General features: G+C 64.2%; 23 protein-coding genes. 17 read left to right on the top strand and 6 right to left on the bottom strand.

The features are described 5' to 3' along the window. Positions 1–37: 37 nt before the first annotated feature. From nuoL to mtnK, 9 genes are all read left to right on the top strand, one after another. Entirely contained in the window at positions 38–2110 is a 2073-nt protein-coding gene (gene nuoL / locus BJA_RS24670; RefSeq protein ID WP_011087673.1) for an NADH-quinone oxidoreductase subunit L, read from the top strand. After that, positions 2111–3619, top strand: coding sequence for an NADH-quinone oxidoreductase subunit M (locus BJA_RS24665; RefSeq protein WP_011087672.1), 1509 nt, complete (start codon positions 2111–2113; stop codon positions 3617–3619). A 22-nt stretch (positions 3620–3641) separates the two neighbouring features. Next, the gene (nuoN, locus tag BJA_RS24660) at positions 3642–5078 is read left to right on the top strand and encodes an NADH-quinone oxidoreductase subunit NuoN (protein ID WP_011087671.1); all 1437 of its coding nucleotides are present in this window, start codon (positions 3642–3644) and stop codon (positions 5076–5078) included. Between the two features lies 1 nt (position 5079). After that, positions 5080–5886: a biotin--[acetyl-CoA-carboxylase] ligase gene (locus BJA_RS24655; protein WP_011087670.1), complete on the top strand. Its 807-nt coding sequence runs from the start codon at positions 5080–5082 to the stop codon at positions 5884–5886. After that, positions 5886–7556 carry a ribonuclease J gene (locus tag BJA_RS24650; protein ID WP_028171719.1) on the top strand — a complete coding sequence of 557 codons (1671 nt, stop codon included), beginning with the start codon at positions 5886–5888 and terminating at the stop codon, positions 7554–7556. The genes BJA_RS24655 and BJA_RS24650 overlap by 1 nt, the downstream gene beginning before the upstream one ends. A 66-nt stretch (positions 7557–7622) precedes the next feature. Continuing rightward, complete coding sequence (gene mce, locus BJA_RS24645; RefSeq protein ID WP_011087668.1) at positions 7623–8027, top strand: methylmalonyl-CoA epimerase; 405 nt, start codon at positions 7623–7625, stop codon at positions 8025–8027. Positions 8028–8036: 9 nt separating this feature from the next. After that, on the top strand, positions 8037–8312 hold the full coding sequence (locus BJA_RS24640) for a DUF1467 family protein (RefSeq protein ID WP_011087667.1): 276 nt from the start codon (positions 8037–8039) through the stop codon (positions 8310–8312). A gap of 36 nt (positions 8313–8348) precedes the next feature. Next, entirely contained in the window at positions 8349–8696 is a 348-nt protein-coding gene (locus BJA_RS24635; protein ID WP_011087666.1) for a hypothetical protein, read from the top strand. A 33-nt stretch (positions 8697–8729) separates the two neighbouring features. Continuing rightward, entirely contained in the window at positions 8730–10022 is a 1293-nt protein-coding gene (gene mtnK / locus BJA_RS24630) for an S-methyl-5-thioribose kinase (protein ID WP_011087665.1), read from the top strand. A 13-nt stretch (positions 10023–10035) separates the two neighbouring features. On the opposite strand, the gene BJA_RS24625 is transcribed toward mtnK, so the two are convergent. Further along, positions 10036–10911 carry a hypothetical protein gene (locus BJA_RS24625; RefSeq protein WP_011087664.1) on the bottom strand — a complete coding sequence of 292 codons (876 nt, stop codon included), beginning with the start codon at positions 10909–10911 and terminating at the stop codon, positions 10036–10038. Between the two features lie 298 nt (positions 10912–11209). Between BJA_RS24625 and BJA_RS24620 the strand changes: the two genes are divergently transcribed. From BJA_RS24620 to BJA_RS24600, 5 genes are read left to right on the top strand one after another with little or no spacing between them, the layout of a single operon-like run. Further along, entirely contained in the window at positions 11210–12799 is a 1590-nt protein-coding gene (locus tag BJA_RS24620; RefSeq protein WP_011087663.1) for an ABC transporter substrate-binding protein, read from the top strand. Between the two features lie 52 nt (positions 12800–12851). Next, positions 12852–13775 carry an ABC transporter permease gene (locus BJA_RS24615; RefSeq protein ID WP_011087662.1) on the top strand — a complete coding sequence of 308 codons (924 nt, stop codon included), beginning with the start codon at positions 12852–12854 and terminating at the stop codon, positions 13773–13775. Next, positions 13772–14593 (top strand): ABC transporter permease, encoded by an 822-nt coding sequence (locus BJA_RS24610; protein WP_011087661.1) that lies wholly within the window; start codon positions 13772–13774, stop codon positions 14591–14593. Before BJA_RS24615 ends, BJA_RS24610 begins: the two co-directional genes overlap by 4 nt. Next, positions 14590–15570, top strand: a complete 981-nt coding sequence (locus tag BJA_RS24605; protein ID WP_011087660.1) for an ABC transporter ATP-binding protein — start codon at positions 14590–14592, stop codon at positions 15568–15570. The genes BJA_RS24610 and BJA_RS24605 overlap by 4 nt, the downstream gene beginning before the upstream one ends. Next, positions 15563–16615, top strand: a complete 1053-nt coding sequence (locus tag BJA_RS24600) for an ABC transporter ATP-binding protein (RefSeq protein WP_011087659.1) — start codon at positions 15563–15565, stop codon at positions 16613–16615. Before BJA_RS24605 ends, BJA_RS24600 begins: the two co-directional genes overlap by 8 nt. 87 nt (positions 16616–16702) lie before the next feature. Here the strand turns inward: BJA_RS24600 and BJA_RS24595 are convergent, their stop codons facing one another. Together BJA_RS24595 and BJA_RS24590 are read right to left on the bottom strand one after the other, a co-directional pair. Next, complete coding sequence (locus BJA_RS24595) at positions 16703–17536, bottom strand: hypothetical protein (protein WP_038966292.1); 834 nt, start codon at positions 17534–17536, stop codon at positions 16703–16705. A 259-nt stretch (positions 17537–17795) separates the two neighbouring features. Continuing rightward, entirely contained in the window at positions 17796–19250 is a 1455-nt protein-coding gene (locus BJA_RS24590) for a DUF1254 domain-containing protein (RefSeq protein WP_011087657.1), read from the bottom strand. 662 nt (positions 19251–19912) lie between these two features. On the opposite strand from BJA_RS24590, the gene BJA_RS24585 reads away from it, so the two are divergent. Next, complete coding sequence (locus tag BJA_RS24585; protein WP_038966291.1) at positions 19913–20188, top strand: hypothetical protein; 276 nt, start codon at positions 19913–19915, stop codon at positions 20186–20188. 107 nt (positions 20189–20295) lie between these two features. Here the strand turns inward: BJA_RS24585 and BJA_RS24580 are convergent, their stop codons facing one another. Then, on the bottom strand, positions 20296–20922 hold the full coding sequence (locus BJA_RS24580) for a LysR family transcriptional regulator (RefSeq protein ID WP_011087656.1): 627 nt from the start codon (positions 20920–20922) through the stop codon (positions 20296–20298). A gap of 128 nt (positions 20923–21050) precedes the next feature. Here BJA_RS24580 and BJA_RS24575 point away from each other — a divergent pair, with 128 nt between their 5' ends. Together BJA_RS24575 and BJA_RS24570 are read left to right on the top strand one after the other, a co-directional pair. Beyond that, positions 21051–21443 (top strand): RidA family protein, encoded by a 393-nt coding sequence (locus BJA_RS24575; RefSeq protein WP_028171728.1) that lies wholly within the window; start codon positions 21051–21053, stop codon positions 21441–21443. Between the two features lie 47 nt (positions 21444–21490). Continuing rightward, on the top strand, positions 21491–22180 hold the full coding sequence (locus BJA_RS24570) for an L-2-amino-thiazoline-4-carboxylic acid hydrolase (RefSeq protein WP_028171729.1): 690 nt from the start codon (positions 21491–21493) through the stop codon (positions 22178–22180). Positions 22181–22537: 357 nt separating this feature from the next. Here BJA_RS24570 and BJA_RS24565 read toward each other — a convergent pair whose 3' ends face one another. Together BJA_RS24565 and BJA_RS24560 are read right to left on the bottom strand one after the other, a co-directional pair. Then, positions 22538–23566: an ABC transporter permease gene (locus BJA_RS24565; RefSeq protein WP_011087653.1), complete on the bottom strand. Its 1029-nt coding sequence runs from the start codon at positions 23564–23566 to the stop codon at positions 22538–22540. 12 nt (positions 23567–23578) lie between these two features. Further along, positions 23579–25081, bottom strand: a complete 1503-nt coding sequence (locus BJA_RS24560; protein WP_011087652.1) for a sugar ABC transporter ATP-binding protein — start codon at positions 25079–25081, stop codon at positions 23579–23581. Positions 25082–25084: the final 3 nt, after the last annotated feature.

The following is a 25084-nucleotide window of genomic DNA, read 5'->3' as shown; positions in this document are numbered from 1 at the left end:
CCGGTTTTCCGACCAGATCATGCGGAAAGAGTAAGTCATGGTTCAGGCAATCGTTTTTCTGCCTCTGCTGGGCGCCATTCTGGCCGGGCTCATCGCCTTGGCCGGCGCTCATGCCCGCAACCCCTCAGGCGACGAGGTCGAGCATCACGGCGACCACGGTCACGGCGATGCGCATGCGTCCGCGGCCCATGACGACCATGGCCACGACGATCACGCTCACGATGACCACGGACCGGTCGAGCCTGCAGCGGCAGGCTCGCGCGCGGCGGAGCTGATCACGACGGGACTGCTGTTCGTGTCGGCGGTGCTGTCCTGGATGACGCTGGTCGATGTCGGCTTCATGCACCACGACATGCGGATCCCGCTGTTGCCGTGGATCCTCTCCGGCGACCTCCAGGTCTACTGGACGCTGCGGGTCGACACGCTCACCGCCGTGATGCTGGTGGTGGTGACGACCGTGTCCTCGCTCGTGCACCTCTATTCCATCGGCTATATGGACGAGGATCCGTACCGGCCGCGCTTCTTCGGCTATCTCTCGCTGTTCACCTTCGCCATGCTGATGCTGGTGACGGCGGACAACCTCGTGCAGCTGTTCTTCGGCTGGGAGGGCGTGGGTCTCGCCAGCTACCTGCTGATCGGGTTCTGGTACCAGAAGCCGTCGGCGAACGCCGCCGCCATCAAGGCCTTCGTGGTCAACCGCGTCGGCGACTTCGGCTTCGCACTCGGCATCTTCGCGATCTTCATGCTGGTCGGCTCGACCGATTTCGAGACGATCTTCCACGCCGCGCCCGGCCTCACCGGCAAGACCATCAACTTCCTCGGCTGGCACGCCGATGCGCTGACCCTGACGTGCCTCCTGCTGTTCATGGGCGCGATGGGCAAGTCGGCGCAGTTCCTGCTGCACACCTGGTTGCCGGACGCGATGGAAGGCCCGACCCCGGTCTCCGCGCTGATCCACGCCGCGACTATGGTCACCGCCGGCGTGTTCATGGTGGCACGCCTGTCGCCGCTGTTCGAGCTCGCCCCGAACGCGCAGGCCGTCGTGATGTTCTTCGGCGCCACCACGGCGTTCTTCGCCGCGACCATCGGCCTCGTCCAGAACGACATCAAGCGCATCGTTGCCTACTCGACCTGTTCGCAGCTCGGCTACATGTTCGTGGCGATGGGAGCAGGGGCCTATTCGGTCGGCATGTTCCACCTGTTCACGCACGCCTTCTTCAAGGCACTGCTGTTCTTGGGCTCCGGCTCGGTGATCTACGCGATGCACCACGAGCAGGACATCCGCAACATGGGCGGCCTCTGGAAGAAGATCCCCTACACCTACGCGGTGATGGTGGTCGGCACGCTGGCCCTGACCGGCTTCCCGCTCACTGCCGGCTACTTCTCCAAGGATGCGATCATCGAATCGGCCTACGCCTCGCACAATCCGTTCGCGATCTACGGCTTCCTGATGACGGTCGTCGCCGCCGGCCTGACCTCGTTCTACTCCTGGCGCCTGATCTTCAAGACCTTCCATGGCGAGCCGCATGACGAGCATCACTATGAAGCCGCGCATGAGGCCCCGCTCTGGATCCTGATCCCGATCGGCGTGCTCGCGGTCGGCTCGATCGTCGCGGGCTTCCCGTTCAAGGAGCTGTTCGCCGGTCACGGCGTCGAGGAGTTCTTCCGCGAGTCCGTGAAGATGAACCCGCACATCATCGAGGAGATGCACCACATCCCCGAGACCATCGCCTTGCTGCCGACGGTGATGATGGTGCTGGGCTTCCTGGTCTCGTACCTGTTCTACATCCGCCGGCCGTATCTGCCGGTCGAGCTCGCGAACACGCAGCCGATGCTGTACCAGTTTCTGCTCAACAAATGGTACTTCGACGAGCTGTACGAGGTCATCTTCGTCCGTCCGGCGAAGTGGATCGGCTACCAGCTTTGGAAGAAGGGCGACGGCTTCATCATCGACGGCCTCGGTCCCGACGGCGTCTCGGCCCGCGTGCTGGACGTCACCCGCAACGTCGTGAAGATCCAGACCGGCTATCTCTATCACTATGCATTCGCCATGCTGATCGGCGTCGCCGGCCTGATCACTTGGTTCATGTTCGGCTTTGGAGGCCAGTAAATGACGACCTGGCCCATTCTATCGGTCACCACGTTCCTGCCGCTGGTCGGCGCGCTGATCGTCTATCTCACCCGCGGCGACGACGAGGCGGCGCGGCGCAACTCGCGCTGGATCGCCCTGTGGACCACGCTGATCACCTTCGCTGTGTCGGTGATCCTGGTCATGCGCTTCGATCCTTCGAATGCGGACTTCCAGTTCGTCGAGAAGGCGAACTGGCTCGCCACCGGCATCACCTACCACATGGGCGTGGACGGCATTTCGCTGCCCTTCGTGATCCTGACCACCGCGTTGATGCCGATCTGCATCATCGCGAGCTGGAAATCGGTCACGAGCCGCGTGCGTGAATACATGATGGCGTTCCTGATCCTGGAAACGTTTTTGGTCGGCACCTTCGCCGCGCTCGATCTCGTGCTGTTCTACCTGTTCTTCGAAGGCGGCCTGATCCCGATGTTCCTGATCATCGGCATCTGGGGCGGCCCGCGCCGGGTCTACGCGTCGTTCAAGTTCTTCCTCTACACGCTGCTCGGCTCGGTCCTGATGCTGCTCGCCATCATGGCGCTGTACTGGAACGGCGCCACCACCGACATCCCGACCCTGATGCACACAGCCGTGCCGCGGTCGCTGCAGACCTGGGCGTGGCTCGCCTTCTTCGCATCCTTCGCGGTGAAGATGCCGATGTGGCCGGTGCACACGTGGTTGCCCGATGCGCATGTCGAGGCGCCGACCGCCGGCTCGGTGGTCCTGGCCGCGATCCTCTTGAAGTTGGGCGGCTACGGCTTCCTGCGATTCTCGCTGCCGATGTTCCCCCTCGCGTCGCACGACTTCGCGCCGCTGATCTTCACGCTCTCGGTCATCGCCATCATATACACCTCGCTGGTGGCGCTGATGCAGGAGGACATGAAGAAGCTGATCGCGTACTCTTCAGTGGCGCATATGGGCTTCGTCACCATGGGCATCTTCGCCGGCACCTTGCAGGGCGTCGCCGGTGGCGTGTTCCAGATGATCTCGCACGGCATCGTCTCCGGCGCGCTGTTCCTCTGCGTCGGCATCGTCTACGACCGCATGCACACCCGCGAGATCGCGGCCTATGGCGGCCTCGTCAACCGGATGCCGCTCTACGCGCTGACCTTCATGGTCTTCACCATGGCCAATGTCGGTCTGCCCGGCACGTCCGGCTTCGTCGGCGAGTTCATGACGCTGCTCGGCACCTTCAAGACCTCAATCCCGACCGCGTTCTTCGCTTCGACCGGCGTGATCCTGTCGGCGTGCTACGCGCTCTGGCTCTACCGCAAGGTCGTGTTCGGGACGCTGGTCAAGCCGTCGCTCATGACGATCAAGGATCTCACCTTCCGGGAGTGCCTGACGCTGTTCCCGCTGATCGCGCTGACGATCCTGTTCGGCATCTATCCGAAGCCGGTGCTCGACATGTCGGAGGCCTCGGTCCAGCAACTCGTCAACAATTACAACACCGCTGTGACGGCCGTGAAGGCCGCCGCACTGCTCCATTGATCGGGCAGGTCAGGATATCGCCATGAGCTTTGAGACTGCAGGTTATCAACTGGCGCCGGTGCTGCCCGAACTCGTGCTCGCCGTCGGCGCCATGGCGCTTCTGATGCTCGGCGCGTATCGCGGGCAGGAGACCACAAAGACGGTCACGACGCTGGCGATCCTGCTCCTGATCGTGGTCGGCGTGCTCGAATACATGCTGCCCGCGGGCAAGCAGGTGACCTTCGGCGGCAGCTTCATCGTCGACGACTTCGCCCGCTTCATGAAGATACTGGCCCTGATCGGCTCGGCGGTGACGCTGGTGCTGTCGACCGAGTTCCTGTCCGACCCGTCGCGCCGCATCTTCGAATACGCCATCCTGGTACTGCTCTCGACCCTCGGCATGATGGTGCTGATCTCGGCCGGCGATCTGATCTCGCTCTATCTCGGCCTCGAATTGATGTCGCTGGCGCTCTACGTCGTGGCGAGCTCGAACCGCGACAACGCCAAGTCGACCGAAGCCGGCCTGAAGTACTTCGTGCTCGGCGCGCTGTCCTCGGGCATGCTGCTCTACGGCTCCTCGCTGGTCTATGGCTTCACCGGCACGGTCAGCTTCACCGGCATCGCGGCAACCGCGACGACCGCGAATGTCGGCCTCGTCTTCGGTCTCGTCTTCCTGCTCGCCGGGCTCTGCTTCAAGGTCTCGGCCGTGCCGTTCCACATGTGGACGCCCGACGTCTACGAGGGCGCCCCGACGCCGGTCACCGCCTTCTTCGCCTCGGCGCCGAAGGTGGCCGCGCTCGCCGTCTTCACCCGTGTCACGCTCACCGCTTTCCCGGGCATCGTCTCGCAGTGGCAGCAGATCCTGGTGTTCGTGGCGATCGCCTCGATGGCGCTCGGCTCCTTCGCCGCGATCGGTCAGAGCAACATCAAGCGCCTGATGGCCTATTCCTCGATCGGCCACATGGGCTTTGCGCTGGTCGGCCTTGCCTCCGGCACCGTCGAGGGTGCGCAGGGCGTCCTGATGTACATCGTGATCTATGTCGCGATGACGCTCGGCTCGTTCTCGATCATCCTCGCCATGAAGCGCAACGGCCAGGCCGTGGAGCAGATCAGCGATTTCGCCGGTCTCTCGCGTACCAATCCGCTGCTCGCCTTCATGTTCGCGATGCTGCTGTTCTCGCTCGCCGGCATTCCGCCGCTCGCCGGCTTCTTCGCCAAATGGTACGTCTTCGTCGCGGCCATCAAGGCGAACCTGTTCACGCTCGCCGTGATCGGCGTGCTCTCCAGCGTGGTGGGCGCCTACTACTATCTCGCCATCGTCAAGACGATGTATTTCGACGAGCCGGCCGGCCAGGTCGACCCGGTGCGCGTCGAGGTGAAGACGGTGCTGGCGGTCGCGGGCCTGTTCAACATCCTGTTCGCGCTGTTCGCGGGCCCGGTGGTGAGCGTCGCCTCCGCCGCCGCAAAGTCGCTGTTCTAGGATGGGGTTCGCGCTCGGTCCTCGCGCACTCTCGGCGGGCTACAAGCTCGCGGCTTTCGAGCGGACCGGCTCGACCAATACCGAAGCGATCGAGCACGCCAGGGGCGGCGAACCCGGCCCGATGTGGTTCGTCACATCGGAGCAGACCGCCGGCCGCGGCCGGCGCCAGCGCGCCTGGATCGCGCCGCGCGGCAATCTTGCCGCCAGCATCCTCGAAGTCATGACTGTTCCGCCAGCCGTCGCGGCCACGCTCGGCTTTGCGGCGGGGCTCGCGGAGGAGGCGGCCCTCGAGAAGGTGAGCCTGGAGGCCGCGCTGCGCCTCGGCGAGGGCCGTCCCCGCTACGCACTGAAATGGCCGAACGACGTGCTTGCCGACGGCAAGAAGCTCGTCGGGATCGGGCTCGAGGCCGAAGTCATCGGAGACCGCCTCGCCGTCGTCGTCGGCATCGGCACCAACGTCGTCGCCGCGCCGGAGGGCACGCCGACGCCCGCGGTGTCGCTGGCCGCGCTTGGCGTCCAGATCAGCGCGGAGGAGCTGTTTTCCGCTCTGTCTGATGCCTGGGTCGAGTTCCGCGGCATCTGGGACAATGGCCGCGGCTTTGCCGAGATCCGCAGGCTCTGGTTGGAGCGGGCCGCAGGTCTCGGCGAAAGGGTTGCGATCAACACGGGAACGACGACGCTCGAAGGCATTTTCGACACGATCGACGACGCCGGTTGCCTGATCGTCCGCACTGCTGACGGCCGACGCCTGCCGGTGGCGGCCGGCGAGGTGTTCTTCGGCTCGGCCGCCTCAGTGGGAGCTGCGTGATGGCGAAGCCTGACGAACTGGTCTTTGCGCCGCTCGGCGGCGTCGGCGAGATCGGCATGAACCTGTCGATCTACGGCCTCGGCAACCGCCAGCAGCGCGCGTGGCTCGCGGTCGATCTCGGTGTCTCCTTCGGCGACGAGGAGCATCTGCCGGGCATCGACCTGATCATGCCCGACATCAGCTTCCTGGAGAAGGAACGCAAGAACCTGATGGGCCTGGTGCTGACCCACGCCCATGAGGACCATTTCGGCGCCATCATCGACCTCTGGCCGAAGCTGAAATGCCCGATCTATGCGACCCAGTTCAGCGCCGCGCTGTTCGAGGCCAAATGCGCCGCCGAGCGCAACGCGCCGAAGATCCCGGTGACGGTGGTGCCGTCGGGAGGGCGCGTCGATATCGGCCCGTTCAACGTCGAGTTCATCCCGGTCGCGCATTCGATACCGGAGTCGCACGCGCTGGCCATCCATACCGAAGCCGGCATCGTGCTGCACACCGGCGACTGGAAGATCGACCCGACCCCGATCATCGGCCGCCCGACCGACGAAAAGCGGCTGCGCGAACTGGGCGACGAGGGCGTGCTCGCCCTGATCGGCGATTCCACCAACGCGGTGCGCGACGGCCGCTCGCCCTCCGAAGCCGAGGTTGCCAGGACCATCGCCGGGCTGGTCAAGGCCGCCAAGGGCAGGGTTGCCGTGACGACCTTCGCCTCCAACGTCGCGCGCATCAAGGCGGTGGCGGATGCGGCGCGGGCCGCCGATCGCGAGGTCGTCGTGGTCGGACGCGCCATGGACCGCGTGTCGCAGGTCGCGCGCGAGACCGGCTATCTCGACGGGGTGCAGAACTTCCGCTCGATCGACGTCTACGGCCATCTGCCGCAGGACAAGGTGCTGGCGCTCTGCACCGGCAGCCAGGGCGAGGCCCGCGCGGCGCTGGCGCGCATCGCCAATGACGACCATCCGGAGATCACGCTCAACCGCGGCGACTGCGTGATCTTCTCCTCGCGCACCATTCCCGGCAACGAGAAGGCGGTCGGTTCGATCATCAACAACCTGGTGCTCCAGGGCGTCGAGGTCATCACCGATCGCGACGCCCTGGTCCACGTCTCCGGCCATCCCCGCCGCGACGAGCTGCGCGACATGATCGCCTGGGTGCGTCCGCAGCTCCTGATCCCCGTCCATGGCGAGGCCCTGCACCTGCACGAGCACGCCAAGCTCGCGCGCGCCGCCGGCGTGCCGCGCGTCCTGGTCTGCCGCAACGGCGACCTCGTCAAGCTCGGTCCCGGCGATCCCGGCATCGTCGGCGAGGTGCCCTCGGGCCGTCTCTACAAGGACGGCACGATCCTGGAGGATTCCAAGTCCCGCGCGGTGGTCGAACGCCGCCGCATGGCCTTTTCCGGCTGCGCTTTCGTCGCCATCGCCATGACCGCGCAAGGCGAGCTTGTCGACGAACCCGAGGTCGATCTCGTCGGCGTTCCCGAGAAGAACAGGGCGGGCGAGGCCTTTGACGACCTGGTCTTCGAGGCCGTGATGTCCACGATCGAGGGGCTGCCGAAAGCGCGCCGCCGCGATCCGGACGCGCTGGCCGAGTCGGTGCGACGCGCGGTCCGGGCCGTGATCAACGAACATTGGGGCAAAAAGCCCGCCTGTCTGGTACATGTGCTGACAGTCTGATTGAGGCATGGTCTTTTCGGAAAGGCGCTTCACGCTTTTCCGGATCGTGCTCTGAGGGAGAGAAACATGCTGGGTCGGCTCAACCATGTCGCGATCGCGACCAAGGATGCCGTCAAGGCTGCAAAAATCTACGGCGCCGCGTTCGGGGCGCAGATCTCGGAGGCGGTCGCGCTGCCCGAGCATGGCGTCACCACCGTGTTCGCGACGCTGCCCAACACCAAGATCGAGTTCATCGAGCCGCTCGGCGAAGCTTCTCCGATCGCAAAGTTCCTGGAGCGCAACGCGGACGGCGGCATCCATCATGTCTGCTACGAGGTCGTGGACATCATCGCCTCGCGCGACACCTTGGTGAAGGAGGGCGCCCGGGTGCTCGGCGACGGCGTGCCGAAGATCGGCGCCCACGGCAAGCCGGTGCTGTTCCTGCACCCGAAGGACTTTTCCGGCGCGCTGGTCGAAATCGAGCAGGCGTAAGGCCGTCCCATGGCCATCCAGATATCGACCGCGATCGCGATCTACTTCGTCATCTGGTGGGTCGCGCTGTTCCTGACGCTGCCGTTCGGCGTGCGCAGCCAGCACGAGGACGGCGTGGGCGCGCCCGGCACCGATCCCGGCGCGCCGATCCTGACGCGGATGGGACGCAAGCTGATCTGGACCACGATCATCTCGGCGATCATCTACGGCGCGGGCCTTGCCGCCTATCACGCCGGCTATCTCTCGATCGAACGCCTGTCGAAATTGATGGGCATGCCGTTCTAGACGTTCTTTGCTGACGATATTGTTTTGGGGGAACGAATGACTTTTCAGAGGATCGTCGTTGCGCTTCTGGTGCTGATCGTCGCCGGTCTTGGTGCCATCGGCTATTTCGAGTGGAAGATGGCCGTCCAGGTGCGAACGCTGAAGGCGTTCGTCGAGGGCTATGTCTTCAACGAGGCCGTGATGGCCTGCGAGCAGGCCAAGAGCTCGACGCCGTTCAAGTGGAACGGCGGCAAGAGCACCTCGGTGATCGGGCTGAACTCGGTCAAGCTGGATAAATACAACGTCAGCGCCAGCTACACGCTGGTGGCGGACGGCGTCTATTGCGATTACGATCCGATCAAAAGAAAGGCCGGGATCGGCTCGAGCTTCCTGGAGCGGGAGTAACGATCCGGCCCATATTTATGGGGTAGGATCGTCATGACCGGGGACCGGGCAGGGGACTATCGGATTCTGCATGAGGCGGCGCTGCGGGACTATCTCGCGGGCCTTCCGGACCTCAAGGCGCTGCTCGGCGGCGATCCCGCATCCTGGGAGATCACCGAGGTCGGTGACGGCAATCTCAATCTCGTCTTTATCGTCAAGGGCGACCGCGGCGGCGTCGCCGTGAAGCAGGCGCTGCCCTATGTCCGTCTCGTCGGCGAGAGCTGGCCGCTGCCGCTGTCGCGGGCCCATTACGAATATCTCGCTTTGTCGCGGCAGGCCGAGCTCGCGCCCGGTCTCGTGCCGGCGCTGCTGCATCACAACGAGAAGCTGGCGCTGACGGTGATGGAGCTGCTCGAGCCCCACATCATCATGCGCAAGGGGCTGGTCGCGGCGACGCAATACCCGCGCTTCGCGGGCGACATCACCACCTTCATGGCGCGCACGCTGTTCTTCACCTCAGACCTCGCGCTGTCCGCGGCCGAGAAGAAAGAGGGCATCGCCGCGTTCGCCGGCAACCATGCGCTGTGCAAGATCACCGAGGACCTGATCTTCACCGATCCCTACCGCATCGCCGAGCAGAACCGCTGGACCGCGCCTTACCTCGACGGCCTGGCCGCCTCGTTGCGCGACGACATGGACCTGCATGTCGCGATCTCCCGCCTCAAGCTGAAGTTCATGGCAAGCCCGGAGGCGCTGCTCCACGGTGATCTCCACACCGGCTCGATCATGGTCACGGGCAGCCAGACGCGGGTGATCGACCCGGAATTCGCATTCTATGGACCGATGGGGTTCGACGTCGGCGCCGTGCTCGCCAATCTGCTGATGGCCTATTTCGCCTCCGCCGGTCACGAGCGCGCGCCGGGCGAGCGGGCCGCGTTCGAGGGCTGGGTGCTGGAGACGGTCGAGCAGGTCTGGACCGCGTTCGCCGGCAAATTCCTCGACCTCTGGCGGAGCCATGCCGCCGGCGATGCCTTTCCGGCCTCGCTCTTCGCCGGCGAGAATGGCGCCGCGCGCCTCGAGGCGGAGCGGCAGGCCTACATGCAGCGGCTGTTCGCGGAAACGGTCGGCTTTGCCGCAGCCAAGATCATCCGCCGCATCTTCGGTCTCGCCCACAACATCGATTTCGAGCTGATCGAAGACCCGAAGAAGCGCGCGATCAGCGAGGCCCGCGCGGTGCGGCTGGCGAGGGCGATGATGGTGGAGACGGGGGCGTTTCGGACGATCGCTGACGTCACAGGCGCCGCGCGAAAGCTGCGCGACTGGATGCCGGAGTTTGCGAACGGCTAGAGGCCGATGCGCTTCAATAAAGCCGCATCGGCAGCAGGACGCCGTCTGTGCCGGCCAGCAGACCCCAGGTCTCGTTGGCCGCGACCTCGAACTCCCGGCTCGCTGCCGCACCGCCGTCGACCTTGAGCGTGACCTTGTATTTGCCGGGCGGCAGATCGATCTTCTGACTGTCCGGCATTTCGGCTGCGGCAGCGTCGGAGTTCGTCAAGTTCTCGCCGGCGTGCGCCGCCAGCTTGATGGTCTGGTCGGCGACGGTGATGACCGCCTCCTCGTCCGACTCGTTGCCGAGCATCAGCTTTGCCTGCCTCGGCCTCGGCAGGAGGCCGGCATTCGCGATACCCGGCTTGCGCAGCGAAAGCTCGGCGATTGTCCTGTCGTTCTGACGGGAAAGCCGGAGCAGGACCGGTCCACGGGGCGTCGTGAAGGTGATCACCGCCCGGTCTGGTTCGACCACCGTCTCGATCCAGCCACGCTTGCCGAGCTCGGCGCGATAGAAGCCGAGCACCGCCGCGAGATCGCGCGGGGTCTCGGCGTAGACCGACGTGATGAACGGCGAATTCTTCGCCGTAGCGATGCTCCAGCTCTCCGGCAGTGGCAGACCGGTGCCCTGGGAAACCCTGGCTTCGAAACCTACACCTGCGCCCCGTGCGACCGCTCCGACGGGGATGCTGAGCAGTCGTTCGACGAAATTATCCGGGGTGTCATGGCCCCGGACCGCCCACCCCGTTTCGTCAAGATAGTCGTTCACGCCGGTGGTGCGACTCCAGCCGAACCGGATGCTGTCCGCCTCGCTGTACCGGCCGAGGCTGGCCGCGACCGGGCTTGCCAGCACGGCCGTGGCGGCGACCAGTCCGCCGATAAGCAAAGCACCGAGCGTTCGGCTTTTCATGTGCGGATTCCCATCTCGACGAGATCACTGGGCTGAAGGCCCTTGTCCTGAGCTTGGTCGCATCGATCACGCCGGACGTTCACCGCTCGTAGATCGTTGTTTCCGCTTCCGATTCTCGACGGGTTGAGAGGGTCGCCGCAAGCTACGGCTTCGCCTGAGGGCTCGCCCCCCGGGCGGGCGTCTCGAACGAAGCGTTGCAAGGAACTGCGGCATCGAAGGCGAAAAGAGGAGCTTGCACTCGACGTGCCGCGAGTGGTCAACTCCGTGACTGGAATATGCCTGCGGTGCCGGAGGGGACATGATGTTCAGGATTGTGGCGATCGTCGCTGGATTGGGACTGGCGCTCGCCGGATCGGTGGAGGCTCAGACTCCGCGCAAAGGCGGAACCATCCGGATGACGGCGCCCTACGGTTCCAGCTTCACCAGCCTGGACATTCACACCACGCAGCGCGCCCAGGACGAGATCTACGCCAAGGCGCTGCATCGGTCGCTCTACATCTGGAATTCCGCGGAAGGAAAACCCGTCCTGGAACTTGCCAAGGAGGACGTGGTCTCGGGCGGAGGCCTCGTTCACACCTTCAAGCTGCGCGATGACGCCTATTTCCACAATGGCCGCAAGATGACGGCCGACGACGTCATCTGGTCCTACAACCGCATCATGGACGGCGCCAAGGCCTATCCCGGCGCGCGCTTTGTCCGCGTGATCGAGGGCGCCGCCGCGGTCGAGAAGGGCCAGGCCAAGGAAATCTCCGGCCTGAAGAAGATCGACGACTTCACCCTCGAGATGAAGCTGACCGAGAAGGTCGATCCGGGCTTCTACTTCTTCACCGCGCTGACCTCGATCTATCCCGCCGACGAGGCCGCGAAGGATAGCTTCATCCAGAAGCCGATCGGTCTTGGACCGTTCAAGTTCGTCGAGCACGTGCCGGGATCGCGCATCGTGCTGGAGCGGTGGGACCGCTTCTACAAACCCGGAAAGCCCTACGCCGACAAGGTCATCGTGTCGGTCATGGGCGAGGCCGCGGCGCGCGATGTCGCCTTCCGCAACAAGGAGATCGACACCTCGGTGCTAGGACCTGCGCAGTATGTCGCCTACCAGTCCGACGCCGACCTCAAGGGCACCATCGTCGAGGTCGCCGAGGTCTTCACGCGCTACATGGGGATGAACACCGCGTTCAAGCCGTTCGCCGACAAGCGCGTCAGGCAGGCGATCAACTATGCGATCGACACCGACCTGATCATCAACAAGCTGGTCAAGAACAAGGCCTATCGCGCCACCAGCTGGCTGCCGCTGACCTCGCCGCTCTACGACAAGACCATGAAGCCCTACGCCTTCGATCCGGCCAAGGCCAAGCAGCTGCTGACTGAGGCCGGCTATCCCTCAGGCTTCGAGTTCGAATGGACCACCAGCCAGAACGAGAGCTGGGGTTTGCCGATCGTCACGGCCGTCATCCCGATGCTGGACAAGGTGGGCATCAAGGCGAAGGTCAAGCAGGTCGAGACGGCGGTGCTGGCGGAGGTGGTTCGCAGCGGCGACTACCAGGCCTTCATCTATTCCCAGCAGACCGGCCCGGATCCCCAGGCCGCGCTGAAATGCTTCCACTCGTCGACGCCGCAATCGGCGTGCAACTACATGAACTTCAAGAACGCCGATTTCGACAAGTTGATCGACGAGGCCGGGCAGACCGACGACGCCGCAAAGCGCGGCCAGCTGCTGCAAAAGGCCAATGCGCTGCTCTACGAAGAGGCGCCGATCTGGTTCTTCAACTACAACAAGGCGGTCATGGCGGTGCAGCCGTGGCTCAAGGGGGTTCAGCTGAATGCGACGGAGCTGACCCATCAGAACGTCGAAGACCTCTGGGTCGACGAGACCTCGCCCGCGAAGTGACACGCGCTCCCTCCATCGCGACGTCAGATGGAGGGAGCGAGGAAAAGTGCCGATGCTCTCCTTCCTGATCCGTCGCCTCCTGCAAACCATTCCGACCGTGCTTGCCGTGGTGATGCTGGTCTTCGTGCTGTTCAGCGTCGTTCCCGGCAGCATCGTCTCGACCATGAGCGACGACAGCGATCCGCAGGTCGAGGCGCGCATGAAGAAGCAGCTCGGCCTCGACGAGCCCGTCTACCTGCGCTTCGGCTCCTATATCGCGAAGCTCGCGACCGGTGACTTCGGGACCTCGTTCCGGACGCGCGAGCCGGTCACGACCATGATTGCCAAGCGGATGGGGCCGACCCTGCAATTGATCTTCGCGTCCATGGCATTTGCGGTCGCGATCGGCGTGCCGCTCGGCTTCGTCGCGGCGTTGCGGCCTGGTGGTGTCGTCGACAGCGCGGCGATGGTCGTGGCGGTGTCGGGTCTTTCAATGGCCAAGTTCTGGCTCGGACTGCTGCTGATGTACCTGTTCGCGTTGAAGCTCGGCTGGCTGCCGAGTTTTGGCTATGGCGATGGCGGCCTCAAAAATCTGATCCTGCCGGCCGTGACACTCGGCGTTTCGCCGATGGCGCTGCTGGCCCGGACGACGCGAGCGGCGGTCCTCGAGATCATGCACGCCGACTTTGTCCGCACGGCGCGATCGAAGGGCATGAGCGAGACGCGCGTCGTGAAGTGGCACGTGATGCGCAACGCGCTCGTCCTGATTCTCACGACAATGGGCCTGCAATTCGGCGCGCTGATGGGGCAGGCGGTCGTCGTCGAGAAACTGTTCTCCTGGCCGGGCATCGGCTCGCTGCTGGTCGACAGCGTCCTGCAACGCGACATTCCCGCCGTCCAGGGCTCCATCCTCGTGGTGGTGCTGTTCTTTCTCGCGATCAATCTGCTGATCGACCTGCTGTACGGCGTGATCGATCCCAGGATCAGATACGCATGAAGCTCCGCGCCAATCTCGTCATCGGTGGTGCCTTGTTCGCGCTTGCGATCCTGGTCGGCCTGCTCGCACCCTGGCTGGCGCACACCGATCCCGTCCTGGACGCCAATTTGATGAATGCGGAAGAGCCCCCGAGCTGGACCTGGTGGTTCGGGACCGACGGGCAGGGCCGTGACATCTATTCCCGCGTCGTCTACGGCGCGCGCATCTCGCTGACGGTCGGCATCGTCTCGCAGCTCATCAACAGCGTCATCGGCGTGGCACTGGGCCTGAGCGCCGGCTATTGGGGCGGCTGGTGGGACGATGTCGTCAACGGACTGACCAATCTGATGCTCGCGATCCCCTCGCTGATCTTCGCGCTGGCCATCATGGCGGTGCTTGGACCAGGCCTGACCAGCCTGCTCATCGCACTCGGGCTGACCAACTGGTCCTTCACCTGCCGGATCGCGCGGGCCTCGGCGCTGTCGCTGAGGAGCCAGGGCTACGTGCAGGCGGCAACCGTGCTCGGTTACGGCGATCTGCGCATCATGATCACGCAGCTCTTGCCGAACATGCTCGGCCCCATCATCGTCATCGGCACGCTTGGCATGGGCAGCGCGGTCTTGTCCGAAGCAGCCCTTTCGTTCCTCGGCCTCGGCGTCCGTCCGCCTTTTCCGAGCTGGGGCAGCATGCTGTCGGAAGCCCGCGACCAGATCACGACGGCGCCGTGGCTCTCGGTCTTTCCGGGCCTTGCCATCTTCCTGACGGTGCTCGGCCTCAACCTGCTCGGCGACGGCCTGCGCGACATTCTCGATCCGCAATCGCGGAGCCGGCGCACATGACGGGCACGCCGCTGATCGAAGTCGAGGATTTGCGCATCGATCTCGACGACGGATCGCGGCGCGTTGCGGCGGCCGAGGGCATTTCGTTCCGCATCGATCGTGGCGAGACGTTCGGCCTGGTCGGCGAATCCGGCTGCGGCAAGAGCATCACGGCGCTCGCCTTGATCGGCCTGTTGCGGCCGCCGCTGTCGATCGGCGGCGGCGCCATCCGGTTTGAGGGGCGGGAGATCCAGCACCTTTCCGCGGCCAGGCAGCGGGAGCTGCGCGGCAATCGCATCGCCATGATCTTCCAGGAGCCGATGACGGCGCTCAATCCGGTCTCGCCTGTGGGGCGGCAGATCGCCGAGATGTTCGTGCTGCACCAGGGCAAGAGCTGGCGGGAAGCAGACCGGCTGGCGGTCGAGGCGCTGGCGAGCGTCCGCGTCCCCGCGCCCGAGCGACGCGTCAAGGATTACCCGCACCAGCTGTCGGGGGGCATGCGACAGCGCGTGATGATCGCCATCGCGCTCGCATGCGGTCCGGACCTTCTGATCGCCGACGAGCCGACCACCGCGCTCGACGTGACCGTGCAGGCCGAAATCATCGAGCTGATGCGGAATCTGTGCGCCGAGCGAGGAACGGCCATCCTGATGATCAGCCACGATCTCGGCCTGGTCGCCAATGTCTGTCGCCGCGTTGCCGTCATGTATGCCGGCCGCATTGTCGAGGAGCGCGGCTCGGCCGATATCTTCCGGGCGCCCTCGCACCCCTATACGCAAGGCCTGGTCGACTCGCTGCCGCGGCTGGGCAGCCGCGCGGCGCTTGGCCGTACCAGGCTCCAGGAGATCGCGGGCGTCGTGCCGGCGATCACGGCTTTCCCTGATGGCTGCAGGTTCAATCCGCGTTGCGCGCGGGCGACCGATATTTGCCGGACCGCGGCGCCGGAGACGACACGGCTGGACGCGGGCGGTCTGGTGAGGTGTCACCACCATGCATGAACCGCAAGAAAGGCCTGGTGAGGCGAGGCCGGATGACGATGTCATTCTCAGCGTCGAGGATCTCGCGGTCCATTTTCCGCTGGGAGGCGGCTTGCTGGGCCGCGGCCGGCGGCTGCTCCGTGCCGTCGACGGTGTCGATCTCAGGCTGAAGCGCGGCGAATGTCTCGGCCTCGTCGGCGAGTCCGGCTCCGGCAAATCGACGGTCGCATTGTCGATCCTTGGTCTGTTGGGGCCGACGCGCGGCCGCATCGTGCTGGACGGACAGGTCGTAACGAACAGGCAATCCGGCGATCGCAAGGCGCTGGCCCGCATCGTGCAGATGGTCTTCCAGGATCCGTACGCCTCGCTCAACCCGCGCCAGACCGTTCGTCGCACGCTTGAAGATCCGCTGCGGGTGCATGGCGTCACCGCCGCAAGCGAGATCGCAGACCGCGTCGCGACCATGCTCAAGCATGTGGGATTGCGCCCCGAACAGGCGGGCCGCTACCCGCATGAATTCTCCGGCGGCCAGCGCCAGCGCATCGGCATTGCGCGCGCCCTGATCCTCAATCCCAAGATCGTCATCTGCGACGAACCGGTGTCGGCGCTCGATGTCTCGATCCGCGCCCAGATCATCAACCTGCTGCTGGAATTGAAGGAGACGCTCGGCCTGTCCTACATCATGATCAGCCACGACCTCGGCGTCGTCGAGCACATGAGCGACCGCGTCGCCGTGATGTATCTCGGCCGTATCGTGGAGAATGGCGACTGGCGCGAGATCTTCGAGCGGCCGGCGCACCCCTATACGCAAGCCCTGATCGCCGCGATCCCCGATCCGCTGCGCCACGCACCGCTCGCGACGACAGGGGGCGACCTTCCCAATCCGCTTAATCCGCCGAATGGATGCGCGTTCAGCCCGCGCTGTCGTCACGCCGAAGCCGTGTGCCGCCAGGAGCCCGGTCCGTCGCTGGAGACGCGTCCCGACGGGCACGCGGTGCGGTGCTGGCGGGCTGACGAGATTACGGGGCAGGCGGCATTGGCCTCGACCGAAAGCGGACATCCCTAGAATAGAGGGCGCGTCCGTTGCCGGATCCCAAGTTCGCCGGCTGCCAGCGCTCGCAGCGTCAATTTCTGTGGAACGTCGATGCCCGCTTTAGTGCGCTGACCATGGCCATGAGATTGACGGTCGCGGCTTCTTGGCCTCGGGCCGCTCCGGGGTTCGCGCCGGCCTTTGCGCTTGGACGACATTGGCCGACTGCCGCGGACGTGGCAGCGGTATGTCAGGCACCACTTTGGGCTCTTCAGCGCTCACCGTTGGTGACGCTTCGGGCATCGTCTTTGGTTCTTCGGGGCTCGTCGTTGGTGACGTTTCGGGGATTGCCTTTGGCTGTGAAGCGTTGGCGATGACGCGGGCGAGTTGGTCCTGACTTGCGTTGAGCCGCTCGGTGAGCGTCTGGCTTTCGCGCGCCATTTGCATCTGATCGGCCTTGATCTGGAAGATGATGCCGTTGTTGCGCTCCGATTCCTCTCGACTCACTTTGAGTTGGCTTGCCAGATTTTCATTGTCGCGGATCAATTGTTCCTGCCTCGCCTTAAGCTGTTCGACCGTTTGGCTCAAGGCAGCGAGATCACGCGCCATCGGTTGAAACTGCTGCGACAACTCGGAACGCAGGACAACGGCGCTCGGCACGACCGCCTCCGGCGCGGCGCGAGCCAGAGGTGCTGGGTCGGAGGGAGGCATCTTTGCTGCATCAGCGGAGAATGACCACCACCAGGCAACCACACCAAGGGATGCCGCCAACAGGAATCCGACGGAAGCCACATATCGCCAATCCGCCTGAAGCGTTGCGAGGGTGATGGGGGACCGCTCGATGCTGATCGGCGCGGCCGAAGAACTGACTCCTGCTTCGTGTGCCAGGTTCGACAGTTGCTCCTCCAAGCTTGCGATCTGCCCTTCCACGAGCCTGTCGTCTAGCATGGAGTTCATTTGATGCTCCGTATCAAAATGCAATGGCAATCGCGTGAGAGCGATCCGCGCTACGGCGAGCGAACACTCAACGCATCGGTTCTTGGGCCTGCGAGGATTGTTTCTTGCCAGCCGCTCGGTGTTGATTTTTAACGCAGCCGAGGAGGGCGGAACTATGTTCGTACTTGGAGAACTATGGAAGGAGTGCTGACCCTTCACCGCCTGCTTCGCGTTCGCGCGGTCGGACGCCGGCGCCGAAGCGCCGGCGTGCCGCCAACTTTTATTGGGCAGAAATGCCCACCGTTGTTTGCGACTTCACAACCGGCGGCGGATTCCATTTGCCGGTCAGCGCTTCCGACTTCGGCGCGTACAGGCGCATGGTCAGATTGAACGGCGCCTTCGGTGCAGGAAGCCAGTTGGCTTCGAGCTCCTTGCCGGGGCTCGCGTTCTGGAAATAGAGGTCGAGCGATCCATCCGCATTGTACTTGAACGGCATCCAGCTGGAGACCGCAAAACGGTTCAGCGTGTTGCCGACCTGGAAGCCGTCCTGATCGTAGAGCGTGATCGACCAGAACGCGTTGACAGGCGGCGTGGCGCCCTTCTCGAAGGTGACGGTGTATTTGTTCGCGCCATCGAGCGGCTTACCGGTGTCGTCGGCGAGATTGAGCGGATAGATGGCATCCTCGACCACGTTGGCGCCAAGCCCCTGCTGCGCGACAATGGCCCGCTTCAGGTAGTAGTTGCCGTAAACACCCATCGTGTCGGTGTTCATCCCCCAGCCGTTGGCAACCCGCGCCAGCGTCGGCACCTTCCAGGCCATCAGCTTCTGTGCGTCCTGGGGTGCGGTCTCCAGCGCCCTTTGCACGGCCGGGTCGAGCTTGCCGATGTCAAAGCTCTTGCCGGGCTCGATGCCGATTTTCTTCATCTGCGCGAGGATCGGTTCGTCGGTGACGTGAGGCGGATGCAGCTTCAGCAATTCCGCGGCATAGGCGAAATACACCCCCGCCGTCATGGTATCGACCTGCGTCTTTGGCGGCGTCTTCATGTCGACGCTTGGGTCCGGCTTGAATTCGACCGGCCTGGGCGTTTTGCCATACTCGGAAAGCAGGGTGACCTTGTAGCCGGCCTGGATCTTGTGGACCGCATCATAATCCGGCGGCCCGTCCGTCTTGGTCCGGCCGATCAGCCAGACGTAGGGCGTTGGCGCGTCGATGCGCTGGGTGTCTTTTGGAAGCTTGAACTCCTCGGCGAATCTGTCGCGCAGATCCGGCCGCCAGTTCGCCGGCGCCACCAGGAACGTCCCGGCCTTGGTACCCGTCGTGCGCCAGCCCGGCGATGCGAAGACGTCCGTCCACATGTCGAGCATCGGCAGCAGATAGTAGCGCCCATCGGTATCCGGTGCTGAGATGACAACCGGCTCCTTGGTCATGTCGAGCCAGGAGGCGGAATACAGCGTATCGAAGTTGGACCGCACCACGCCTTTGAAATCCGCCGGCGGGTATTCGGGCACGTTGACGAACGTGTTCATCGGTCCCCTGAAATCGGTCGTGCCGTTGGTGAATTGCTTGCGGGATACATCCATCGACATGATGGAGTAGAAGTAAACATAGGCGTCGACCGCGATGGCGTGCGCCTCCTGTTCGGTGATCGGCGGCGCCGATTGAGCCAGTGCTGCGGGTGCCGTCGCCGCACCAAGGCAGAGAGACAATGTCAGTGGCAGGAATCCTCGAAACATCTCGAACCTCCTCTGCTGATGATTGATTTGGATTTACGGCTTCGTTCAATTCTCCTTGTCCAACGTCAGAATCGTCTCGCCTCTCGTGACGGTCGAGCCCGGCGAATTTTCGATCAGTTGATCCACATCATATCGCCGGGACCTCGACCCACGCGTCTTCGTTCGTCTCAATGACAGGGTGGAGGCGGGGCTGCCGCGTTCTGGGCGAACGCTGTTTCGGTCCCGCGCAACGGCGCGGTTACGGTGAGCATTCCGAAAATCTGATTCAGTATTGTGTTACGCATGACATCATTCCTTGTACAAAAAACTACGGAACGACTTGAAACACTCGTGCTTGGGCGCGCCATTGCGAGGCAATGTGCAATGCATCAAACGCCTGACGGCGTATTCGGAAATCGAAACGAGGCGTGGTGGAAACGTTGCAACGAGGCGATGATAGATAGTTCTGGAAAGCTCGTTGCGAATGGAACGCTAGCACAACCGCCCAGTGAGGACCAGCCTTGGTCGTTATTTTGTGCCTCTACTTCGTCGCGTTATGGGCCGGCGTGGAGGCGAACCGGAGCACGCCGCGCTAAGGTGGGGGTCGGGCGCGGACAACGCCGGTGTTTCTGCTATAGTGCGACATTCGAACTCGCGGGGCGGCCGCTTCAAGGGTTGAAATCATGCACAGAGCATCTGGATCATTACTGTTTGCCATCGCTTTTATTCTTCCTGGTCCGCAAGCGCGCGCGCAGCAACTTCCGGCCGAAACGATTCAGGGAATGCTGGCGGCCCAGATCCGCACACAAGGCTTCACTTGCGAAAAGCCACTCGGCGCAAGGAAGGATGCGAAGTTGTCTCGACCTGATCGCGACGTTTGGGTTCTGAAATGCAGCAACGCCATGTACAGGATCTCGCGCGTTCCCGACATGGCGGCAAAGGTCGAACCGCTCCGCTGAGCTCGACGCTCTCTACGGATTGGCGCCGTGATGGAATTGCGCCGGTGTTTTGCCCGACGTGTCGAACGTCCTGGCGGCGAGGGCTCAAGCCATGCCTCACGGTCGTCTCAGCTCCCGCTGATGCCGACCAGGCGAGGGCGGCGGTTTGCGAGCGGGTTCTCGGCCGGCAGGGCGCGCAGCCATTCGCGAAAACTGACGATCTCGGGACAATCCGCGGTGCCTTCAGGCGCGATCAGCCAATCGCCGAGGCCCGACCCCTCGTTGAGCCGGTCGCAGCGATAGCCCGGATGGCGGCTGAGGCCGCGGGCAATCAGCAGGTCCACCTTGCCCTCGACCAATTCGTGCAGGCCGGCGGGCTGCAGCACCCGCAAACCGATGTCCGCATGCGCGCTGCGAAACTCCGCCAGATCGAGGCGGCGCAGGTCGAAGCTGCCATGGACTCCCAGTTGTAGCAGCACAGTACCTGACGGTTTCAATTGCGAAGTCGCCTCCGCAATGTGGCGAAAGCCTTCGGAGACCCCGGGCAGATAGGCCTGACCGGCCGCCGTGAGGATGAGCTGCTTGTGCAGCCGCTCGAACAGCTGCACGCCGAGGCGTGCCTCCAGCGCCTTCACCTGCTGCCCCACGGCGGCGGGTGTCACGTGTAGCTCGTGGGCGGCGAGCTTGAAGCTGAGATGCCGTGCGGCGGCCTCGAAGGCGCGGAGCGCGTTGAGCGGGGGAAGGGCGTAGGTCATTGCGCCGCAGTTTGACACCGATGGGCCGTGGCCTTGCAATAGATTTTCTTGCGCTGAACCGCAGGAATGATGCTTTGCGCCGAGGCGATGTCGCCGGTTACGGTCAGCCCGCAATCCGGAGAAACCCCATGCCCTCAGCTCAAATCGTCAGCCACAATCCCGCAGCGGTCCACCCTCCCGCCGGCGGTTACAGCATGGGACTTGAACTGACGCAGCATCGCCGCCTCTTGTTCATCAGCGGCCAAGTGCCCGAGAGATCCGACGGCACCGTGCCCGAAGGTTTCGAGGCGCAATGCGAGCAGGCCTGGCGCAACGTCATCGAGGTGCTCGCCGCCGCGGGCCTTGGCGTCGAGCATCTGGTCAAGGTCACCACGTTCCTGACCGAACGGGATCAAGTCGTGCCCAACCGCGCCATTCGCCGCACGGTGCTCGGCGAACACCGGCCTGCGCTCACGGTCGTGATCGTCGAGACCGTTGACAGCAAATGGCTGCTGGAGATCGAGGCGATCGCTGCGGAATGAGGCCGGCTTCGCCGACCTTGCAAACAGCCAATTATGTCAGGTGCCCAATGGCCGAGAACATCCATCCCTTCTACGAGACGCATCGGGGCGCAATGGAAGCCGCCATGCGTAATCGACTCGACCTTGCCGAGCCGATGTTGCGCGAGCGCGCGCATCTCACCGACATCGGCGGGATCAGACGGGAGGTGATGGACGAATTCGAGATCGTGCTCACCCAAATGCCCTATGTCGGGGGCGCGGCAAGCCGCATGAGCGATTTCTTCATGCGTCTCATGGGCTTCATGGCCATCAGCCGGGTGCTGCGGCGACACGGCGTGCCGCTGGCCGTGATCGGCGAGATCGAGCGGGAAACCTACAAGGCGCAATTGCTCACCGACCCCGAAACGGAACGTCTCGCCTCGGGCCGTCAGTTCATGTCGCCGGAGAACCAGGCTTTGCTGCGCGCGCAGGCTGCAGGAAGTGTTACTGAAAGCCATCAGGAAGAGTTTCCGGAGGATTTCGTTTACGATTTCGTCGAGCCGGGGCCGGATGACAATTTCGAGTTCGGCATCAACTACAAGGCTTGCGGCTTCTGCAAATTCGCGGCTCGCCATGGCGACAAGGACATCCTGCCGAACATCTGTGGACTTGATTTCGACGCCTATGCAACGCGAGGCATCCGCCTGGAGAGGACACAAACCTTGGCTGGCGGCGCGAGCCACTGCAATTTCCGATTCTCGCGGCTGCCGTCGGAGTAGAACCGTCACACTGAGGTGGCCGCTTCTTCAGCCGCCCTCGAAGGGCGACGGCCCGGCTGCATCTCGGCCGTTCATCCTTCGAGGCTCCGCGTGCGATTCCTTCGCATCGCCTGCCTCGCACCTCCAGCGACAACGGCTTCGCCGTTGCGCGGGGATGACGGATCATTGTTCCTGCGGTCTTGGAAAGCTGCACGGACGTACCAGTTGCAACGATGACATCCTGCACCTGTTTTGCCCGACGGGTCAAATGTCGGTGCGGTCGCACTCGCGCAGTCGCGAGTTTGGTAAGCGACTGAACTTCCTCACAGTGTCTACTGTGCATGGGGTTGTTTTCGCGCTTTTTGTTTTGAGGGCTGGCTACTCCGCCGCCTTCTCCCTCAACCGCTGGGCGTAGACGTTGATGATCAAGGCCGCCAGCAGGATCAGGCCACGGATCAGGATCTTCAAAAAGCTGTCGATGTTGACGTGGTCGAGGCCGTTATTCAGGACCCCCAGGACGAAGAGCCCGACGATGGTGTTGCCGATGCCGCCGCGGCCGCCGAACAGGCTGGTGCCGCCGACCACGACGGCGGCGATGGAGTCGAGCAAATAGGTGTCGAACTCGTTCTGCTGCGCGCTGCCGAAATGGGCGACGCCCAGCATGCCGCCGATGCCGGAGCACACCGCCGAGATCACCATCACCGCGCCGAGGATGAACTTGACGTTGAGGCCGGAATATTCGGCGGCCTCGCGGTTGCCGCCGACCATGTAGACGTAGCGGCCGAAGCGCGTGTAGGTCAGCACCAGATGGCCGCCGAGCAGCATGATGGCCGCGACGATGACGATCCAGGGGATGCCGCCGATCGATCCGGAGCCGAGCGTCGTGATCAGGCCGGGCACCTTGTAGGCGATCTGGCCGCGCACCAGCAGCGCCGAGATGCCGGCCGCGATCTGCATCATCGCCAAGGTCATGATGAAGGAGGGGATGCCGATCACGGTCAGGCCCAGCGCATTGACGAGGCCGAGCAGGGCGCAGAGCAGGATCGACAGGATGATCGCAACCGCGCCGGGCAGGGGGATGTTGGCGATGTTGACGTAGGACTCCTGCAGCGTGAAATAGGCAACCGCGATGCCGGTGACATTGGCGATGCTGGCGATCGACAGGTCGATCTCGGCGCAGAGGATCACGAAGGTGAGGCCGACGGCGATGATGCCTGTTACCGACACCTGCGTCAGGATGTTGCCGAGATTGTCGAGCGTGGCGAAGGAGGGGCTGGCGACGGCGAAGAAGGCGGACAGGAAGATCAGCGTCAGGAACGGCGCGATGTTGCGCATCTGCGAGCGCAGGAAGGGCGCCAGACCGCGCGCCCGATGAGCTTCAGCAAAGGCCGTCTCACTGCTCGCCATGGTGCTTCTCCGTCACGCCGCTTCCAGCAGGCGGTCCTTGCTGACCGGCTCGTTCGAAAATTCCCGCACCAGTGCGCCGCGCTTGAGCACGAGGATGCGGTCGGCCAGCGACAGCACCGTCTCCGGCTCGGTCGACAGCACGATGATCGCGAGCCCCCTGGCGCGGAGGTCACGGACGATGTTGATGACGTCGTTCTTGGCGCCGACGTCCATGCCGCGGGTCGGCTCGCACAGCACCAGCAGCTTTGGCGGATAGGTCAGCCATTTCGCCAGCGCGACCTTCTGCTGGTTGCCGCCGGAGAGCATGCCGAGATCGAGGCCGACCACCGGCGGCCTGATCTGCAATTGCTCGACCTGGCGCCTGGCGATGTCGCGCTCCTGTGCCGGCTTGAGCAGCAGCGACGAGATGCGATCCAGAATGCTGATCGAGATGTTCTTGTAGACCGGCTCCTGGTGAAACAGCATGTCGCGCCGGCTCTCCGGCACCAGCGCGACGCCCGCGCGGCGCGCAGCCGCCGTGCTGGCGAAGGTCTTGGGTTTGCCCTCGACGGCGAGCGTGCCGCCGTCCGGCTTCAGCTTGCCGAACAGGATGCGCGACAGCTCCTGCTGTCCGCAACCCATGAAGCCGTAGATGCCGAGCACCTCGCCGGCGCGCGCCTCGAAGGAGATGTCCTTCAGGCTGCGCGCCAGCGAGAGCTGGTCGACCTTCAGCACCACCGAGCTGCCGCTCGGCTGCGGCAGCATCAGATCATCGGTGTAGCTATGCTCGAGCGCTTCGCCGCCGCGGCCGATCATGGCCTCGATCAGCGCGCCCTTGCTGGTCGCCGCGCTCGCTGTCTCCGCGATCTTCCGTCCGTTGCGGAACACGGTCACCGTGTCCGACACGAGCAAGATGTCCTCGATGAAATGCGAGATGAAGACGATTGCGGTGCCTTCCTCGCGAAGGCGCCGGAGCGTCGCGAACAGCCGCTCGACCTCGGGCGGGGAGAGGGCGGAGGTCGGCTCGTCCAGGATGACGATGCGGGCGCCGGAGAACAGCACGCGGGCGATCTCGATCAGCTGCTGGAGCCCGATCGGGAGGTCGCCGAGCCGGCTCATCGGATCGACGTCGATGCCGAAGCGGGCAAGCTGCTCGCCGGCCTCGCGCGCCATGCGCCGCCACTGCACCAGACCGAGGGCGTTGGTCGGTTGGTTGCCGAGGAAGACGTTCTCCGCGACCGTGAGGTCGGGCGCGACAGAGAGCTCCTGGTGCACCATGGCGATGCCGGCCGCATGCGCGTCGCGCGTCGAGCGGAAATGGGTCTCCTTCCCGTCGAGCAGGAAACGGCCGGAGAATTCGGTGTGCACGCCGGCGATGATCTTCATCAGCGTGCTTTTCCCGGCGCCGTTCTCGCCGACGAGACCGTGGATCTCGCCGGGATGAAGCGCGAAGTCGACACCACGAAGCGCCTCGACGCCGCCGAAGCTCTTCGTGATGCCTTGCAGTTCCAGGATGGGCGAACGATCCTCTCGCATTGC

It is taken from the genome of Bradyrhizobium diazoefficiens USDA 110, from assembly GCF_000011365.1.
In the GTDB taxonomy this organism is placed as follows: domain Bacteria; phylum Pseudomonadota; class Alphaproteobacteria; order Rhizobiales; family Xanthobacteraceae; genus Bradyrhizobium; species Bradyrhizobium diazoefficiens.
Note: the sequence above shows the minus strand (reverse complement) of the source record. Positions and strands in the feature narration are given on the sequence as shown.

What these genes read in the sequence shown, in the direction of transcription:
- nuoL (WP_011087673.1), top strand. Translation starts at nt 38, where the DNA reads ATGGTTCAGGCAATCGTTTTTCTGCCTCTGCTGGGCGCCATTCTGGCC.
- BJA_RS24665 (WP_011087672.1), top strand. Translation starts at nt 2,111, where the DNA reads ATGACGACCTGGCCCATTCTATCGGTCACCACGTTCCTGCCGCTGGTC.
- nuoN (WP_011087671.1), top strand. Translation starts at nt 3,642, where the DNA reads ATGAGCTTTGAGACTGCAGGTTATCAACTGGCGCCGGTGCTGCCCGAA.
- BJA_RS24655 (WP_011087670.1), top strand. Translation starts at nt 5,080, where the DNA reads ATGGGGTTCGCGCTCGGTCCTCGCGCACTCTCGGCGGGCTACAAGCTC.
- BJA_RS24650 (WP_028171719.1), top strand. Translation starts at nt 5,886, where the DNA reads ATGGCGAAGCCTGACGAACTGGTCTTTGCGCCGCTCGGCGGCGTCGGC.
- mce (WP_011087668.1), top strand. Translation starts at nt 7,623, where the DNA reads ATGCTGGGTCGGCTCAACCATGTCGCGATCGCGACCAAGGATGCCGTC.
- BJA_RS24640 (WP_011087667.1), top strand. Translation starts at nt 8,037, where the DNA reads ATGGCCATCCAGATATCGACCGCGATCGCGATCTACTTCGTCATCTGG.
- BJA_RS24635 (WP_011087666.1), top strand. Translation starts at nt 8,349, where the DNA reads ATGACTTTTCAGAGGATCGTCGTTGCGCTTCTGGTGCTGATCGTCGCC.
- mtnK (WP_011087665.1), top strand. Translation starts at nt 8,730, where the DNA reads ATGACCGGGGACCGGGCAGGGGACTATCGGATTCTGCATGAGGCGGCG.
- BJA_RS24625 (WP_011087664.1), bottom strand. Translation starts at nt 10,911, where the DNA reads ATGAAAAGCCGAACGCTCGGTGCTTTGCTTATCGGCGGACTGGTCGCC.
- BJA_RS24620 (WP_011087663.1), top strand. Translation starts at nt 11,210, where the DNA reads ATGATGTTCAGGATTGTGGCGATCGTCGCTGGATTGGGACTGGCGCTC.
- BJA_RS24615 (WP_011087662.1), top strand. Translation starts at nt 12,852, where the DNA reads ATGCTCTCCTTCCTGATCCGTCGCCTCCTGCAAACCATTCCGACCGTG.
- BJA_RS24610 (WP_011087661.1), top strand. Translation starts at nt 13,772, where the DNA reads ATGAAGCTCCGCGCCAATCTCGTCATCGGTGGTGCCTTGTTCGCGCTT.
- BJA_RS24605 (WP_011087660.1), top strand. Translation starts at nt 14,590, where the DNA reads ATGACGGGCACGCCGCTGATCGAAGTCGAGGATTTGCGCATCGATCTC.
- BJA_RS24600 (WP_011087659.1), top strand. Translation starts at nt 15,563, where the DNA reads ATGCATGAACCGCAAGAAAGGCCTGGTGAGGCGAGGCCGGATGACGAT.
- BJA_RS24595 (WP_038966292.1), bottom strand. Translation starts at nt 17,536, where the DNA reads ATGAACTCCATGCTAGACGACAGGCTCGTGGAAGGGCAGATCGCAAGC.
- BJA_RS24590 (WP_011087657.1), bottom strand. Translation starts at nt 19,250, where the DNA reads ATGTTTCGAGGATTCCTGCCACTGACATTGTCTCTCTGCCTTGGTGCG.
- BJA_RS24585 (WP_038966291.1), top strand. Translation starts at nt 19,913, where the DNA reads ATGCACAGAGCATCTGGATCATTACTGTTTGCCATCGCTTTTATTCTT.
- BJA_RS24580 (WP_011087656.1), bottom strand. Translation starts at nt 20,922, where the DNA reads ATGACCTACGCCCTTCCCCCGCTCAACGCGCTCCGCGCCTTCGAGGCC.
- BJA_RS24575 (WP_028171728.1), top strand. Translation starts at nt 21,051, where the DNA reads ATGCCCTCAGCTCAAATCGTCAGCCACAATCCCGCAGCGGTCCACCCT.
- BJA_RS24570 (WP_028171729.1), top strand. Translation starts at nt 21,491, where the DNA reads ATGGCCGAGAACATCCATCCCTTCTACGAGACGCATCGGGGCGCAATG.
- BJA_RS24565 (WP_011087653.1), bottom strand. Translation starts at nt 23,566, where the DNA reads ATGGCGAGCAGTGAGACGGCCTTTGCTGAAGCTCATCGGGCGCGCGGT.
- BJA_RS24560 (WP_011087652.1), bottom strand. Translation starts at nt 25,081, where the DNA reads ATGCGAGAGGATCGTTCGCCCATCCTGGAACTGCAAGGCATCACGAAG.